Origin of the sequence: Paenibacillus sp. JNUCC-31 (genome assembly GCF_014844075.1) — a bacterium.
In the GTDB taxonomy this organism is placed as follows: domain Bacteria; phylum Bacillota; class Bacilli; order Paenibacillales; family Paenibacillaceae; genus Paenibacillus.
Genome location: NZ_CP062165.1, coordinates 4,063,406 through 4,079,864 on the forward strand (window position 1 = coordinate 4,063,406; position 16,459 = coordinate 4,079,864).

Below are 16,459 nucleotides of genomic sequence, written 5' to 3' on the forward strand. Positions count from 1 at the left end.
GAACACTGTGCAGACATTGGAAAAATCAACTCTAACTTATGGGGATATCCATGTCCATTGGCCGTATGGCAAGATACGCCTGGATAAGCTGGAATTGATCCAGCAAGCAGGGGCCCATGCCCGGTTATCCTTCAGTGGATGGGTCGATGAAGAATGGGAAGAGACCATTATTCAGAAGGCTGGTAGTCACGATCGAGTCGGATTCATCCAGATGGATGAATCCGGAAGGGAGTTACCCCTGTTCAAGGGACAACTCCATGAGATCAAAGTCGAAGCCACCAGAGGGATCGTATATGTGATGGCTGTAGTCATCTCACATACCTATGAACTGGATGCCTTACAGAGAACGAAATCCTATCAGAATGATAAGCTGCGTTATTTGGACATTGTTAATCGTGTTATGAAGGGTTATCCTGAAGGAGACTATATTGATTTTGCCTTTGATGAGACAAAGACGGGCGCTTTTATTATGCAGTATCAGGAGACCGACTGGAGCTTTCTGAAACGGCTCGCTTCACATCTGGGAGCAGATCTGGTGCCGGATGTGACTGCACACAAGCCCAGGTTCTGGATTGGATATCCTGAAGGCAGAGGGGCATTTGAACTGAAATCCATCCCTTTTGAGAAAAGTCGTAATATTGAGCGTTTTTTACATACCGAAGCCCAGGGAAAACATGCGGTGACCGAGGAGGAGTACACAACGTATACCTTCAATCTGGGGCAGGAGCTTCAATTGGGGGATGAAGTATCCTCTGATGGCCATACCTACAACATAACCTCTCGCCAGGCGATGCTGGAACGGGGCTTGCTACAGTGGAAATATACATGTGCATTGCCAGCATCGCATCCACTGCCCAGACAGCTTCAAACGATGATCACGGGTGCGGCTATCGAAGGGAAAATCATTGATGTGAAACGTAACCAGGTGAAGGTTCATCTGGATATGGATGAGGGTCAGCAGGCAGGAGAGGCACGCTGGTTCCCGTATGCCGCGGAAGGCAGTCAAGTATGGTACATGATGCCCGAACCCGGCGCGAAGGTGAAACTGTATTTCCCAAGTGCAGAAGAAGACGAAGCCATGGTGATGCAGTCGGTTCGTCAGGAACCAACGGAAGCGGGACATGTGGAGAAGAGCGGCAAAGTGATGCAGGACCCGGGTGTAAAGTCTTTCGGTAACCCGCAGGGGAAATCGTTCACCCTTGGCGACAGCGAACTTGTCATGAACGCCCAAGAGGGCGCCTTGTATATCTCGATGGCTGCGGGTAACGGCGTTACATTGAATAGCACAACCCACGTACAGATTCAATGCATGGGTGACCTGAACATCAGCGGAGCCAGCGTTAGTCTGGAGGGTACAGAAGGTCTGTACATTCAGACGATGACAGATCATGTGGAGCTTGTGGAAGAGGTCAACGGAAAGAGTGAGAATGTAGTACTGGAAGCCGAGATCCATCGTTCCTTTGACATGATTCAGTCTGCGTTCGACCAGAGTCTGGCCAGTATGGGAGAGAGCGCGCTGAAGGAAGCGCGGCTGAAACGAAACTGGGATGCACGTGAAAAGGGAAAACGAGATGGTGTAATCGAAGAGGGGAAAACCCTGCTCAGTATGGTCGGTGATGTGGCTGACCTTGCATTTACAGGGATTTTCGGGGGTGACAATGCCCAAGGATTATACAGCTGGGTGAAGGGAGAACAGGTCGGATCGTTAACGGAGCGGAATGCTACGGTACAAGGAACGATTACGGGCGTAAATAACGTCATCGATTATACGGGAGATCTGGTCACGGGTCAGAAATCAGGGAAAGAGATCTGGCAGGATGTATCCGGTGCGGGAAAAGCGTATGCCAAACCGTTCATGGACCTGAAAGGCGAAGACAACCGCACGATGCTGACCCTGACGGAACAGGAGAGCCACGACGCAGGGTTAAACGATGTTGGTGCTACGATGCGAGTCGTGGATACAGCGGGGGCCATATTTGGTGGGGCATCCTTAGTCAAAAATGGCGTCAAGGTGCTCAAGGGTGGTGGCAAGAAGTCTGGTCATGCAGATGGAGATGGAGCCAAGGGCGGCGTTCCGCATGGTCATGGAGATGGGCCAGATGGAACCTCAGGCGGTGCGATGAAGGATGGCAAGCTCAAGACCAATGCCGCGTTAATGCCTTCCTCTCTTTCCGAGCTGGGAGAACGAATCAGCCAGGCTTTGGGCAACATGACCGCAGGCGCAGCAGCCAGTGTTCCATGGCGAGTCCAGCGGGTGAGGCTGAGCAACGGCCAGACCGTGCCGGTGATTGTGAAGAATGACCATCATATGTTCTCGGATGCAGGTGGGAATCGTGGAAAAGGCAGTGATTCTGGGAGTTCGAAGGGATCGCCGCACACTTCTCATGTGGATTCGAGAGAGAGTAGTGCGCCATCGAAAGGAACCGTTCATAAAGAGTCGACTAAGACGCCTTCAAACGTTACGCCGGTTAAGCCGAAGGATGCATCTAAACCTAAAGATGCTCCGTCATCGAAAGATGGAAGTAAGGTTAGAGATGGGAATACTGAGGGGACGGGTAAAGGTGTTATAGAACAAGGTTTCACACCATATGAAAACAGGTATGCTCTCGATCCTAAAACCGGACAATTAATAGATTTTAACTGGGTAACTACAAGAAAAGTTGATCTAGTAGCTGATGCATATATTGTTGAAAGAGTGAGTGAGCTAAAAAGTCGTTTATCAAATACAGTATTAAAAAAGGGTGGGAACTTTGGATATGCAGAAGTAGACATTCCTACATTAAATCAAAAAGAATTTTATTCTTCTAGTCAAGTTGATCAGTCATCTGGGAATCCCAATTTGAATGGTTTTTCTTTCAAACCAGACAAACCAGTATTTAAGGCTACAAAAGCACCTGATATTAAGGGAGATGTTTTTATAAGGGATACAGATACGGAATACAAAATATTGAATGATTTAGCTGAAAAGATAGGTGATGATCCTACTGCTACAGGAAAAGTGAAGTTATTTACTGAAAAGGATACCTGCGGAAGCTGTAATAATATAATTACTCAATTTAAAGAGAAGTATCCTAAAATAGAGGTTGAAGTGATTCATAATAGTGGTGATTTAGTCCCCCCTAAAAAAACTGATTTATAAAAGGTGGTAATTATAGTATGGATCTAAAATGGGAATATGATGAATTATTCGAGTCTTTTATGGAAGATTATAATTCTTATAAAAATAATAATATGAGTGATAGGGAATCTTTAGCAAGGACATTTGGTGAGTATGAAACAGTACTGAATGAAGGAGAGATGGAAAAAGCAGTTATCCATGTTTTGTATGGAGAGTTATTGTTGAGGCAATCGAAAGTTCTAGTTACTGCAAAACGAAGAACAAAAGAGGATTTACTTTCAATTAATTTGAATAAACTTAAAATGGAAATTACAGATGATCAATTTAAGGATATACTGGTCCGTAAAGATGAAGTCTTACAGGAATTAGATATGAAAAAATTAGATTATTGTCCTGAAGTAAGGTGGTATTATTTTGAAATTACAGACAAAGTAAAAGAGTATTTCCTCAGTCAAAATCTTGAAGTGCTTAGTCAAGTTGAGATAGTTAATAATATTCTGGAACGATTTAAAAGAGATTGCATGAATACTTTAAGTGAAAATATTACTATTAAAACAACTTTACTTGAAATGTTATTATTAAATGACATACCTCTAAGTGAAAATATCAGAATTTTAAAGAGTGAGTTAGAGAATTTTGATTTTAATGAAGTTGGAGAGCAATTGTCAGAAGATGAAAAGTTAGACTTATCTATCCGGATTAAGGAAGTACTGAGTAAACTCTAAAAGTAGTCCCTATATGACTCAAATTAATTACTTGAACTTTGATATTATTACCAGTAAGAGTAAAGATTTCTTCAATTCGTATACATTGAACAGGCTGATTATGGTCGGATATCGCCATGATTGACCTGTTTTTTGTTATGCAAGACCCGGATGTAAAGTCCTTCGGTAACCCGCAGGGGAAATCGTTCACTCTTGGCGACAGCGAACTTGTCATGAACGCCCAAGAGGGCGCCTTGTATATCTCGATGGCTGCGGGTAACGGCGTTACATTGAAAAGCACAACCCACGTACAGATTCAATGCATGGGTGACCTGAACATCAGCGGAGCCAGCGTTAGTCTGGAGGGTACAGAAGGTCTGTACATTCAGACGATGACAGATCATGTGGAACTTGTGGAAGAGGTCAACGGCAAGAGTGAGAATGTAGTCCTGGAAGCCGAGATTCATTGTTCCTTTGACATGATTCAGTCTGCGTTCGACCAGAGTCTGGCCAGTATGGGAGAGAGCGCGCTGAAGGAAGCGCGGCTGAAACGAAACTGGGATGCACGTGAAAAGGGTAAACGAGATGGAGTAATCGAAGAGGGGAAAACCCTGCTCAGTATGGTCGGTGATGTGGCTGACCTTGCATTTACAGGGATTTTCGGGGGTGACAATGCCCAAGGATTATACAGCTGGGTGAAGGGAGAACAGGTCGGATCGTTAACGGAGCGGAATGCTACGGTGCAAGGAACGATCACGGGCGTAAATAACGTCATCGATTATACGGGAGACTTGGTCACGGTTCAAAAATCAGGGGAAGAGATCTGGCAAGATGTATCAGGCGCGGGAAAAGCGTATGCCAAACCGTTCATGGATCTGAAAGGTGAAGACAATCGCACAATGCTGACCCTGACGGAACAAGAGAGTTACGACGCTGGGTTAAAACGATGTTGGTGCTACGATGCGAGTCGTGGATACGGTAACGGCTGTAGCTGGTGGAGCATCCCTGGTCAAAAATGGTGACAAAGTGCTCAAGGGTGGTGGCAGAAGTCTGGCCATGCAGATGGAGATGGAGCCAAGGGCGGTGTTCCGCATGGTCATGGAGATGGGCCAGATGGAACCTCAGGTGGTGCCATGAAGGATGGCAAGCTCAAGACCAATGCCGCATTAATGCCTTCATCCTTGCGGAACTGGGGGAACGAATCAACCAGGCTATGGGTAAAATGACCGCAGGCGCAGCAGCCAGTGTTCCATGGCGGGTTCAGCGGGTGAGGCTGAGCAACGGCCAGACCGTGCCTGTGATTGTGAAGAATGACAGTCACATGTTCTCGGATACAGGTGGAAATCGTGGGAAAGGCAATGATTCTGGGAGTTCGAAGGGATCGCCGAGCACTTCTCATGGGAATTCTAGAGAAACAGGGAAGCCACAAAAAGTGGAGTCTGGTTCTTCATCCACTTCACCGAAGGTTGGGGCATCCAAACCCCAAAATACATGGGTTCCCAAAGATAGTCCATCCGAAAATATCAAGCCGAAGACAAGAAATCACCAGGAATACGATGATCCACATCTGAATCAACAGAGTATATCCAAACTAAATGCAGCAGCAGATGAAGGGATCATTACACCCAACCAATGGACCGGGAAATTGGAATGTAAAAGTGGAGATCTGGAACATCTAACACAACGTGAGTTACAAGAGATTAATAAGCTGCTCATCGCTGGAAAAAATGTGGATGCGGATCGGATCATGACGTTACGCAATCAGTCTTCGAAGCTTGCAGAAGATTATTCTGATAAAGTTAAGGAAAGTAACGGATGGGAGCTCAGCAAGGAATATCCTGCATCCAGGCAGGACTCCGTAGTACTTGGAAAAGAACTGGAAGAAGCAGGTATTACCCGTCCGCCGGATTCTCAAGCGCATCACCTCGTGCCTGTAAATCAAGGAGGACTCCGAGAGCTAATCGAGAAGTATGGAATTAACATCAATTCCTCGGCAAACGGAGTCTTTCTTCCTCAGAAAGCAATGTCGGATTGGCCAGGGCAAGTGACGCATTTCCCGTTTAACAACATAGATAAAAAAGGGAATCCTATGTTCAGGCATGGTCAGGAGTATATTAATTATATGAGAGATAAATTAACGAAGATAGATAAATCAAATCTAAGCCCAGAATTAAAGAAGGAGCGTATTTTATCTTTTTTAGAGGAAACAAGGGAAGGTTTGTTAACCGGTAAGCTGGAAATCCTATATCAAGATTAGTGAAATGAGGGGATAGGTTTGAGAATATGGAAGATGTCAGAGGATTGCGATAATGAATTGCTTGATGTTACGGAAGAGAAAAGTGTTATAAGTGATATTAATAAAGGGAACTCTTTAGCAAAATTGTGGGAAGAAATAGATTTGAGAATGCATAGTGAAGGCGAGTCTGCTGATATTTACAGTATCGCCAGTCATTTAACGGATTTGGTGTTGAAGGAGCATGCAGCTGATGTATTAAGTGATTTGTTAGTAGACAAGGTGGAACTTTTACCCGTGTGCTATAACAATGATAAATATTATGTGGTGAATGTATTAAATATTCTGGATTGTATTGATTTGGGGAATTCAATTGCCGATAAGTATGGAGGATTCGATAAAGTAGAGTTTATTGAAGATAAAGTTACTCGTCAGCATATTTTCAAAACGCTCTCTTATGATTACCAAATCCAAAATGATCCAATTATTTCAGTTGAAACCTACGTATCGGATGAATTCAAACAACGCGTTGAGAAATTGGGTTTAAAAGGATTCTATTTCCGTTTAGCTTGGTCAAGCGAACCCGAAGCATACGTGGAACGTAATCCACGGATTCGAGTAACGGATCGTCAGGATGCGGAGGCACATATCAGCACATTCTATGGACCTATTCAGCATATGATTCCAGCAGATTCGAACGATGCAGGCGACCCGGAAATTTATATAACTGAACCGACTGCTGCCGTACCATATCAAACGCTGGTTTCATTTGGGAACAGTTACTTCCGGGGGATGACGCCAGCTTCACTGGATACCGGATATTCAGAAATTGTAATGCATCTACCAGTGGATGCGCAGTTGACGGAAAAGAACTGGGAGAATCGTCCGTTCGGTTGGGTCGTACCTATGATGCGGCACTTTGTGAAAGAGATCATGCAGCGTGGATATTTTATAGGGCAGTGGCTTGTCTTCCCTAACCAAAGTGAGGAGGATTTGGCGGACACATATCGTGAGATGTTTAGCGAGACAGGAGTACCTGCGCATACACAAATCCTGCCATATGACAAAAGTACTTCTTATTGTGGAGTTATGATTGTCCCGCCGCTACCTCAATGCGCAGAAGCGTTAAACATGCCGTACCGGGATGAAGGTAAGGAGATGGAGGGCGAATGGCCGATCTATTTCCATACATTGCTGCCTTTGTACCGGGAGGAGATCATACACTTTTTTGAAAAGGGACGGGATTCGCTGATCAGCAAGCTGATGTCCAATGGTGTTGAGGCAGTATATCAGTGGGATCGGAAAAATAGTTGTCTGTAGGCAAGTGAACGTATAACAGATCGATCGTGGTCAAATGACCAATGGGATCGGTCTGTTTTCTTGTTGAAAAGTATTGTGAATTACCTACAGTTTATATCCCGTATGCCGCGAAGGCAGCCAAGTATGGTACATGATGCCTGAACCTGGTGCGAACCTGAAGCACTGGAGGCCAAGATCCATCGGTCCTTTGACATGATTCAGTCTGCGTTCGACCAGAGTCTGGCCAGTATGGGAGAGAGCGCGCTAAAGGAATCGCGGCTGAAACGAAACTGGGATGCACGTGAAAAGGGTAAACGAGACGGTGTGATCGAAGAGGGGAAAAGCCTGCTCAGTATGGTCGGTGATGTGGCTGACCTTGCATTTACAGGGATCGTCGGGGGTGACAATGCCCAGGGATTATACAGCTGGGTGAAGGGAGAACAAGTTGGGTCATTAACGGAGCGGAATGCCACGGTGCAAGGAACGATTACGGGCGTAAATAACGTCATCGATTATACGGGAGACTTGGTCACGGGTCAGAAATCAGGGAAAGAGATCTGGCAGGATGTATCCAGTGCGGGAGAAGCGTATGCCAAGCCGTTCATGGATCTGAAAGGCGAAGACAATCGCACGATGCTGACCCTGACGGAACAGGAGAGTCACGACGCTGGTCGGAACGATGTTGGTGCTACGATGCGAGTCGTGGATACAGCGGGGGCCATATTTGGCGGGGCATCCTTGGTCAAAAATGGCGTCAAGGTGCTCAAGGGTGGTGGTAAGAAGTCTGGCCATGCAGATGGAGATGGAGCCAAGGGCGGCGTTCCACATGGTCATGGAGATGGGCCAGATGGAACCTCAGGCGGTGCGATGAAGGATGGCAAGCTCAAGACCAATGCGGCATTAATGCCTTCCTCTCTCGCGGAACTGGGAGAACGAATCAGCCAGGCTTTGGGCAACATGACCGCAGGCGCAGCAGCGAGCGTTCCGTGGCGAGTTCAGCGCGTGAGGCTGAGCAACGGCCAGACCGTGCCAGTGATTGTGAAGAATGACCATCATATGTTCTCGGATTCAGGTGGGAATCGTGGAAAAGGCAGTGATTCTGGGAGTTCGAAGGGATCGCCGCACACTTCTCATGTGGATTCGAGAGAGAGTAGTGCGCCATCGAAAGGAACCGTTCATAAAGAGTCGACTAAGACGCCTTCAAACGTTACGCCGGTTAAGCCGAAGGATGCATCTAAACCTAAAGATGCTCCGTCATCGAAAGATGGAAGTAAGGTTAGAGATGGGGATACTGAGGGGACGGGTAATGGTAAACGGTTAGAACTGTCGGATTTCACCAAAGAAATAATGGAAACAAAGCCCATGAATTCACCTGTTCCTAAAAAGTGGTATGATAAAGGTGGACACATTTCAATTGATGAGAATGGAACTTGGACATATACAAACAAAGAGGGGATATCAATCAGTTATCCTAATGGGTATCCAGATTTTTCAGCATATTACCATCCTACTGTTAAACCAGTAACAATAGAAGTTACTGTGCCTAAAAACCCTCAAGAAGACTTTAAAAAAGCAAATGTAGAAGCAGGACTTAATAAGGATTCTGATCCATCTGTGCCAGCAAGTAATAAACCACCTGAAGGTTATACGTGGCATCACCATGAAGATGGAAAGACAATGATCCTTGTTGATGAAGATATTCATAGAGAGTTTAGGCATATTGGTGGTCAGTCAACAGTAAATGGAAAAAACAAAAAAGGAGAATAACTGTGGCGAATATGGATCGGGAAAACGAGAAAATAACTATAAATGATATTCGTGAATTTGAAGGTGAATATGTTCTTAAGCTTCCTGAACAGTACGTTGATTTCTTACTTAAATATAATGGAGGGTACCCTGAAAAATCGACATTTAAGATTTCTGATGAAGAGGGTGAAAGTGTTGTAAATAAATTCTACGGAATTGGTAACATGAAGGGGAATTTGGGTAAGGTATTTGGGGTTTTAGATGGAGAGTTACCTGAAGGATTTATATCGATTGCTAATGATCCAGGAGGAAACGAAATTTGTATTGGAACTGGTGAGAGATACTTTGGAGAAATTTATTTTTGGATGCATGATATGGAATCGGATGAAGAAATGGGAAATATGTTTTTTTTAAAAAGCAATTTCAACGATTTTCTTGACAACTTATATTAAAGATTTCGTTCAATATGGGCTGTGTTGTATGAGTGAACTTACACCTCTTAAAACAAAGATTGACAGCCGACATTGTTACATGGCGAGCTAACTGCACTTTTATTGCTCTTGTTCAGTCTCAGCTCCCTACCCAGTACCGAATAAGTCGGGTGGCTGATTCCAAGTAGCTTAACCTAAGTAATACCAGTACAAAGAGTTCTCCACTTCGGTTGTACGCATATCAAATGCTTTAATTTTATAACCTAAATAACACTATTCCGATACATTAAACAGGTTGATTATGGTCAGATACCACCGTAATTGACCTGTTTTTTGTTGTAAACGATGACAGATCATGTGGAGCTTGTGGAAGAGGTCAACGGAAAGAGTGAGAATGTAGTACTGGAAGCCGAGATCCATCGTTCCTTTGACATGATTCAGTCTGCGTTCGACCAGAGTCTGGCCAGTATGGGAGAGAGCGCGCTGAAGGAAGCGCGGCTGAAACGAAACTGGGATGCACGTGAAAAGGGTAAACGAGATGGTGTAATCGAAGAGGGGAAAACCCTGCTCAGTATGGTCGGTGATGTGGCTGACCTTGCATTTACAGGGATTTTCGGGGGTGACAATGCCCAAGGATTATACAGCTGGGTGAAGGGAGAACAGGTCGGATCGTTAACGGAGCGGAATGCTACGGTGCAAGGAACGATTACGGGCGTAAATAACGTCATCGATTATACGGGAGATCTGGTCACGGGTCAGAAATCAGGGAAAGAGATCTGGCAGGATGTATCCGGTGCGGGAAAAGCGTATGCCAAACCGTTCATGGACCTGAAAGGCGAAGACAATCGTACGATGCTGACCCTGACGGAACAGGAGAGCCGCGACGCAGGGTTAAACGATGTTGGTGCTACGATGCGAGTCGTGGATACGGCGGGGGCCATATTTGGCGGAGCATCCTTGGTCAAAAATGGGGTCAAAGTGCTCAAGGGTGGTGGCAAGAAGTCTGGCCATGCAGATGGAGATGGAGCCAAGGGCGGCGTTCCGCATGGTCATGGAGATGGGCCAGATGGAACCTCAGGCGGTGCGATGAAGGATGGCAAGCTCAAGACCAATGCGGCATTAATGCCTTCCTCTCTCGCGGAACTGGGAGAACGAATCAGCCAGGCCTTGGGCAACATGACCGCAGGCGCAGCAGCGAGCGTTCCGTGGCGAGTTCAGCGCGTGAGGCTGAGCAACGGCCAGACCGTGCCTGTGATTGTGAAGAATGACCATCATATGTTCTCGGAACCAGGTGGGAATCGTGGGAAAGGCAGTGATTCTGGGAGTTCGAAGGGATCTCCGAGCACTTCTCATGGGAATTCTAGAGAAACAGGGAAGCCACAAAATGTGGAGTCTGGTTCTTCATCCACTTCACCGAAGGTTGGGGCATCCAAACCCCAAAATACATGGGTTCCCAAAGATGGTCCATCCGAAAATATCAAGCCGAAGACTAGAAATCACCAGGAATACGATGATCCACATCTGAATCAACAGAGTATATCCAAACTAAATGCAGCAGCAGATGAAGGGATCATTACACCCAACCAATGGACCGGGAAATTGGAATGTAAAAGTGGGGATCTGGAACATCTAACACAACGTGAGTTACAAGAAATTAATAAGCTGCTCATCGCTGGGAAAAATGTGGATGCAGATCGGATTATGACATTGCGCAATCAGTCTTCGAAGCTTGCAGAAGATTATTCTGATAAAGTTAAGGAAAGTAACGGATGGGAGCTCAGTAAGGAATATCCTGCATCCAGGCAGGACTCCATAGTACTTGGAAAAGAACTGGAAGAAGCAGGTATTACCCGTCCGCCAGATTCTCAAGCGCATCACCTCGTGCCTGTAAATCAAGGGGGGCTCCGAGAGCTAATCGAGAAGTATGGAATTAACATCAATTCCTCGGCAAACGGAGTCTTTCTTCCTCAGAAAGCAATGTCGGATTGGCCAGGGCAAGTGACGCATTTCCCGTTTAACAACATAGATAAAAAAGGGAATCCCATGTTCAGACATGGTCAAGAGTATATTGATTACATGAAGCAAGGATTAAACAAAATAGATGAACTGGATGCCAGTTTGCAAGTGAAAAGAGAGAAGATACTGGCTTTTCTTGAGGAAACAAGGGAAGGGTTGTTAACTGGAAAACTGGAGATCTTATATCAGGATTAGGGAGAGTTCTTATGAAAATTTGGAGTATGTCAGAAGCGGTGGATACAAAAATTCTTGATTTTATCAAAAATGAAGAGATGCTTCATAGAGTTAGTAAAGGTACTCAACTGATTGACAAGTGGAGTTTATCCGAGCTGGGGCTAAAGTACGACGGCGATGAGACTCAACTCTACAGTATTGCAAGTCGATTATCAGTTATGGTTATGGAAGTTAGCGCAATAGAGGTTTTGAGAGATTTATTAGATGGTAAGGTAGAGTATCTGCCCGTGCTCTATAATAAAAAAGAACATTACATTTTGAATGTGTTAAATATTTTGGAAGTTATTGATTTAGAGAAATCGGTCTCTGATAAATATGGAGGATTTGCTAAATTAGAGTTTATTGAAGAAAAGATAAGCGGACAACATATTTTTAAAACAATCTCTTATGATTATGAAATTACTGAACATCCAATCATATCTAGTACAACTTACGTCTCAGATGAGTTCAAACAACGCGTCGAAGAGGCAGGGTTACAGGGATTTCGCTTCCGCCTAGCTTGGTCAAGCGAAGCCGAAGCATACGTAGAACGTAATCCACGGATTCGAGTAACGGATCGTCAGGATGCGGAGGCACATATCAGCACATTCTATGGACCTATTCAGCATATGATTCCCGCAGATTCGAACGATGCAGGCGACCCGGAAATCTATATAACCGAACCGACTGCTGCCGTACCATATCAGACGCTGGTCTCATTTGGAAACAGTTACTTCCGGGGCATGACTCCAGCTTCACTGGATACCGGATATGCGGAAATTGTAATGCATCTACCAGCGAATGCACAGTTGACGAAGGAAAACTGGGAGAATCGTCCTCTCGGCTGGGTCGTACCTATGATGAGGCATTTTGTGAAAGAGATCATGGAGCGTGGATATTTTATAGGGCAGTGGCTTGTCTTTCCCAACCAAAGTGAAGAGGATTTGGCGGACACGTATCGGGAGATGTTTAGTGAGACAGGAGTACCTGCACATACACAAATCCTGCCATATGACGAAAGTACTTCCTATTGTGGAGTTATGATTGTCCCGCCGTTACCTCAATGCCCAGAAGCGTTGAACATGCCGTACCGGGATGAAGGTAAGGAGATGGAGGGCGAATGGCCGATCTATTTCCATACATTGCTGCCCTTGTACCGGGAGGAGATCATACACTTTTTTGAGAAAGGCCGAGATTCGCTGATCAGCAAGCTGATGGCCCATGGCGTTGAGGCGGTGTATCAATGGGATCGGAAGAATAGTTGTCTGTAGGGAAGTGAATGTTCCAAAAAATCAACTAAGTAGCTTAAAGGCGTAAATACATCAGATCGATCCTGGCCAAATGGCCAATGGGATCGATCTGTTTTTTTTTTGTTGAAAACTTTGGGGATAAGAACATATTTAAAAATAGAAATGCGTATATACACATCCAATTTGAGACTTTCTGCATATTCAAAATTTCCCATAAAATTCCGATTGATATATAAATAATAAATTAAAGTTAGATGAAAGGGAGGGGACAGCGAACTATCAGGAATTCGACATTACATAGTGTAGTTGAGGAGTGGAAGAAATTTTGTATTACACAGAGCAAGAGATTTGTCCGGAATGTGCACACCAGATGGAAGTGAATCCAGGGTACAGCACCTGGTGTAGGAAGTGTAATTGGAATGTTTATGAGGATGAAAGAGGACAAGGAACAGATGGAGGGTTAAACGGGAATGATGATGAACGATCATCAGACCGATTGTTAGCGGAGTTTATGTATAGTGTCAATCGGGACCTTCCCTTCACTAAACAGAGGTTTTACACCTATTTGGTTGCTCTAACCGTGCATCTGTCAACGTTATCCATTTTGGGAGTAGCCATATTTTTCTTTTCAACCAATTCAACATGGCTAGGTATATTTGGTATTGCGTTGCTGTTCCTCTGGATCACAATTATATTGCCATACCGGAAACGACTTCCGGGCAGGGTGATCTCCAGAGACGAATATCCAGAGTTGTATGGAATGATTGATGAGATTGGTGAGCGCTTGAATGTTCCACCTGTGGATATGGTCATCATTAGCGAAGAATATAACGCATACAACCTGCATCTCAAAAGAAAAAAGAGAGCACTTGTCCTGGGCATTCCCTTTTTTGCTGCCCTAACGTTACAGGAGAAGATAGCCGCAATCAGTCACCAAATGAGTCAATTTGCACATCCGAACATTTCCAACAGCTCACTGGTCGAGCGAGCCGGGCATGTACTGAATTCATGGATTGACACCGTTGATCCACAAGATAGCGGTCTGTTATATTGGGTGGTATTTCCACTCATAATACTACGCTCATTGTTATTTGCTGTTATAGGCGGTGTCTATGCATTGTTAATCAGAAGCATGCGGAATGAGATGCAGCGAGTATTCTACATCGCAGATCATGAAGCATCTGAGACAGCTGGCAGTGAGGCAGTGTTATCTCTATTTTTGAAGTCCGAGCTGGAAGGCCTTTTTGCACATACGGCTGAACAGGTTGCGGAATATCAATATAACAAGGAGCTGTATGAGGAGTTCAGAAAACGGATTTCTGCCGTTCCAACTCAAGAATTTCTTCGGATTCAGCGGCTGCAGGAACTGAATGATACTCCGAACCGTAGCTATCATCCTCCAATGAAGAATCGCATAGAATTGATACGTGAGCATTGGGCGATGATTCCTGCGTATCGGCCGGATGCTGCTAAAGAGCGAAGAATTAACGAGGAGTTTCGACAATTGGAACAGCGTTCCCAGAAAATTCTGCTGAGTGATCTGAGGGGAAACTAACCAATGAATTTCGATTAAAATAATAAAATAAAATCAGGGGCAGTAGAAGCCAATGACGGCGTGTTCTGCCCCTGATTTTTTGTGGTTCATCCTTACTTTAACCAACAGAACAGTTATCCGCCCTGGAATTGTCTGCGCGGGCTGGTGATCTTGCCGTTTTTGTCCGTATCATTCTCTTTGGGCACCAAACGTTCATCGGTACGCCCTTCATGGTGGTTATCGAATGCAAATTCGGTAAGTTTCCATTCCGACTTGCCAAGCACGGGGTCAGCCGGGAAATGTTGCCCCCGGTGCAGATGCTCCTCGCGTCCAGCCTCGTTAATGTACACTCCGTCCACTTCCACCTTTTCATGCGAAAGGGGCAGCATATCCTGTTCTTTGCGGTCCATGAAACGGCCTCCTTTGGATAGCAGTAATTTAACTGTATAGGTAGTCCGTGATAATATCCCCCGAATAGTTGAGTGTTATGCTGGACAGATTAATCCGTATAGAATGGTCATATTCATGACTATGATTCGGAATTAAACTTTTTGGGCATAAAAACCGTTATAAATATTAGGTAAAATCGTCAAGTCGTAACATAGTTCCGAATATGCTACAATAAGATTATGATTCATACCGAATCATATCGGGTATTTATAGTGTCAGGTACTTGCTTAAGCAAGGTTCCCGACCTAAAGCTTGCTTTGAGCCGCGCACACAACTTCATGGATGGCATTTAAGACTTATTCGGCATTCTCTAAACGGAGCATTCACTTTCAACGTTTTGGGAGGGAATTACTATGGCAACGAAAGGTCACAATGAGGTCAAAGAAAGTTTGAGGGAAATGACTCGGATTTTCCGTCCTAAAGATCCAAAAAAATTCGTGAAGGAGTACGTGAGAAAATACCGGATTACGGGTGGATACGAGGAAGAATTGACTTCTGTGGTTGAGCATGAGCTTGTCAAGATGGATTCTTCCGTGTCCTGAAACACACACAACTCTGATTATACTGTTCCGATATGAATAGAACCGTCTCCCGGGCATCATGCTCCGGCAGACGGTTTTTTTTGTGTGGAAAATGATGGGGGTTTTGTTCCGTTCCTGCTGCATATACATGGAAGTAGACATATGGCAGGAAGGATGAATGCTTGTGGACCCTATTTTGAAAACAAAAGAAGAGATTGGCTATATGCGGGAAGCAGGACGAATCCTGCGAAGCTGCCATGAGCATATTGAAAAGTGGCTCACTCCCGGTGTAACGACAGGAGATATTGACGAGCGGGTGGAGGCTTTCCTGGCTGAAAGAGGAGCTATACCGGAGCAAAAGGGATATAAAGGCTATCCTTATGCCATATGCGCCTCAGTGAATGAAGTGGTTTGTCACGGCTTCCCGGATGACAGGAAGCTGGCCGAAGGGGATGTGGTAACCATTGATATGGTGGTGAACAAAGATGGCTGGCTTGCCGATTCTGCATGGACGTACGGGATCGGTGAACAACGCAGATCCATACGCAAACTAATGAATCGAACGGAAAGGGCCCTTCATAAGGCGATAGCACAGGCAGTGCCAGGAAATACGCTGGGGGATATCGGGAACGCGATTGAACGGACAGCCAGGCTGTATCGTTACGGGATTGTGAAGCCACTCATTGGTCATGGGATCGGTCGATATATTCATGAACCACCGAATGTACTCCCTTATGGGAAGCGCAGGACGGGTATGATGCTGACAGAGGGCATGGTTATAACGATAGAGCCCATATTTACGAAAGGCAGCTCGGGGGCGGTTGTATGGGACGAAGACGGATGGACGGTGAGAACGGTTGACGGAAGCTGGGGCGTCCAGTATGAGCATACGGTAGCTATCACTGGGGATGGCCCTGTTATACTGACTGACGGGACTTGAACAC

Annotated in this window: 14 protein-coding genes; 13 read left to right on the plus strand and 1 reads right to left on the minus strand. The window is 45.3% G+C overall.

Annotation, left to right across the window (positions count from 1 at the left end; translation table 11 throughout):
- Positions 1-7 precede the first annotated feature (7 nt).
- From JNUCC31_RS17665 to JNUCC31_RS17715, 11 genes are all read left to right on the plus strand, one after another.
- Positions 8-3,139: a deaminase domain-containing protein gene (locus JNUCC31_RS17665; RefSeq protein WP_192262905.1), complete on the plus strand. Its 3,132-nt coding sequence runs from the start codon at positions 8-10 to the stop codon at positions 3,137-3,139.
- A gap of 17 nt (positions 3,140-3,156) precedes the next feature.
- Positions 3,157-3,843 (plus strand): Imm3 family immunity protein, encoded by a 687-nt coding sequence (locus JNUCC31_RS17670; RefSeq protein ID WP_192262907.1) that lies wholly within the window; start codon positions 3,157-3,159, stop codon positions 3,841-3,843.
- A 116-nt stretch (positions 3,844-3,959) separates the two neighbouring features.
- Positions 3,960-4,844: a hypothetical protein gene (locus tag JNUCC31_RS17675; protein WP_192262909.1), complete on the plus strand. Its 885-nt coding sequence runs from the start codon at positions 3,960-3,962 to the stop codon at positions 4,842-4,844.
- Positions 4,792-4,959: a hypothetical protein gene (locus tag JNUCC31_RS17680; protein ID WP_192262911.1), complete on the plus strand. Its 168-nt coding sequence runs from the start codon at positions 4,792-4,794 to the stop codon at positions 4,957-4,959. The genes JNUCC31_RS17675 and JNUCC31_RS17680 overlap by 53 nt, the downstream gene beginning before the upstream one ends.
- 76 nt (positions 4,960-5,035) lie before the next feature.
- Positions 5,036-6,079, plus strand: coding sequence for an AHH domain-containing protein (locus JNUCC31_RS17685; protein ID WP_192262913.1), 1,044 nt, complete (start codon positions 5,036-5,038; stop codon positions 6,077-6,079).
- Between the two features lie 18 nt (positions 6,080-6,097).
- On the plus strand, positions 6,098-7,375 hold the full coding sequence (locus tag JNUCC31_RS33400) for a suppressor of fused domain protein (protein ID WP_228469066.1): 1,278 nt from the start codon (positions 6,098-6,100) through the stop codon (positions 7,373-7,375).
- A gap of 192 nt (positions 7,376-7,567) precedes the next feature.
- Positions 7,568-9,121 (plus strand): HNH endonuclease, encoded by a 1,554-nt coding sequence (locus JNUCC31_RS17695; protein ID WP_192262915.1) that lies wholly within the window; start codon positions 7,568-7,570, stop codon positions 9,119-9,121.
- Positions 9,122-9,132: 11 nt separating this feature from the next.
- Positions 9,133-9,552 carry an SMI1/KNR4 family protein gene (locus JNUCC31_RS17700; RefSeq protein WP_192273104.1) on the plus strand — a complete coding sequence of 140 codons (420 nt, stop codon included), beginning with the start codon at positions 9,133-9,135 and terminating at the stop codon, positions 9,550-9,552.
- Between the two features lie 324 nt (positions 9,553-9,876).
- Positions 9,877-11,742, plus strand: coding sequence for an AHH domain-containing protein (locus JNUCC31_RS17705; RefSeq protein WP_192262917.1), 1,866 nt, complete (start codon positions 9,877-9,879; stop codon positions 11,740-11,742).
- 11 nt (positions 11,743-11,753) lie between these two features.
- Positions 11,754-13,031, plus strand: a complete 1,278-nt coding sequence (locus tag JNUCC31_RS33405; RefSeq protein WP_228469068.1) for a suppressor of fused domain protein — start codon at positions 11,754-11,756, stop codon at positions 13,029-13,031.
- Positions 13,032-13,323: 292 nt separating this feature from the next.
- Positions 13,324-14,565 carry a M48 family metallopeptidase gene (locus JNUCC31_RS17715; RefSeq protein ID WP_228469069.1) on the plus strand — a complete coding sequence of 414 codons (1,242 nt, stop codon included), beginning with the start codon at positions 13,324-13,326 and terminating at the stop codon, positions 14,563-14,565.
- A 113-nt stretch (positions 14,566-14,678) separates the two neighbouring features.
- On the opposite strand, the gene JNUCC31_RS17720 is transcribed toward JNUCC31_RS17715, so the two are convergent.
- Positions 14,679-14,954, minus strand: a complete 276-nt coding sequence (locus JNUCC31_RS17720) for a transposase (RefSeq protein WP_192262921.1) — start codon at positions 14,952-14,954, stop codon at positions 14,679-14,681.
- 393 nt (positions 14,955-15,347) lie between these two features.
- Here JNUCC31_RS17720 and JNUCC31_RS17725 point away from each other — a divergent pair, with 393 nt between their 5' ends.
- Both JNUCC31_RS17725 and map read left to right on the plus strand, forming a co-directional pair.
- Entirely contained in the window at positions 15,348-15,536 is a 189-nt protein-coding gene (locus JNUCC31_RS17725; RefSeq protein ID WP_017690840.1) for a hypothetical protein, read from the plus strand.
- Positions 15,537-15,693: 157 nt separating this feature from the next.
- Entirely contained in the window at positions 15,694-16,455 is a 762-nt protein-coding gene (gene map, locus JNUCC31_RS17730; protein ID WP_192262923.1) for a type I methionyl aminopeptidase, read from the plus strand.
- The last annotated feature ends 4 nt before the right edge of the window (positions 16,456-16,459 follow it).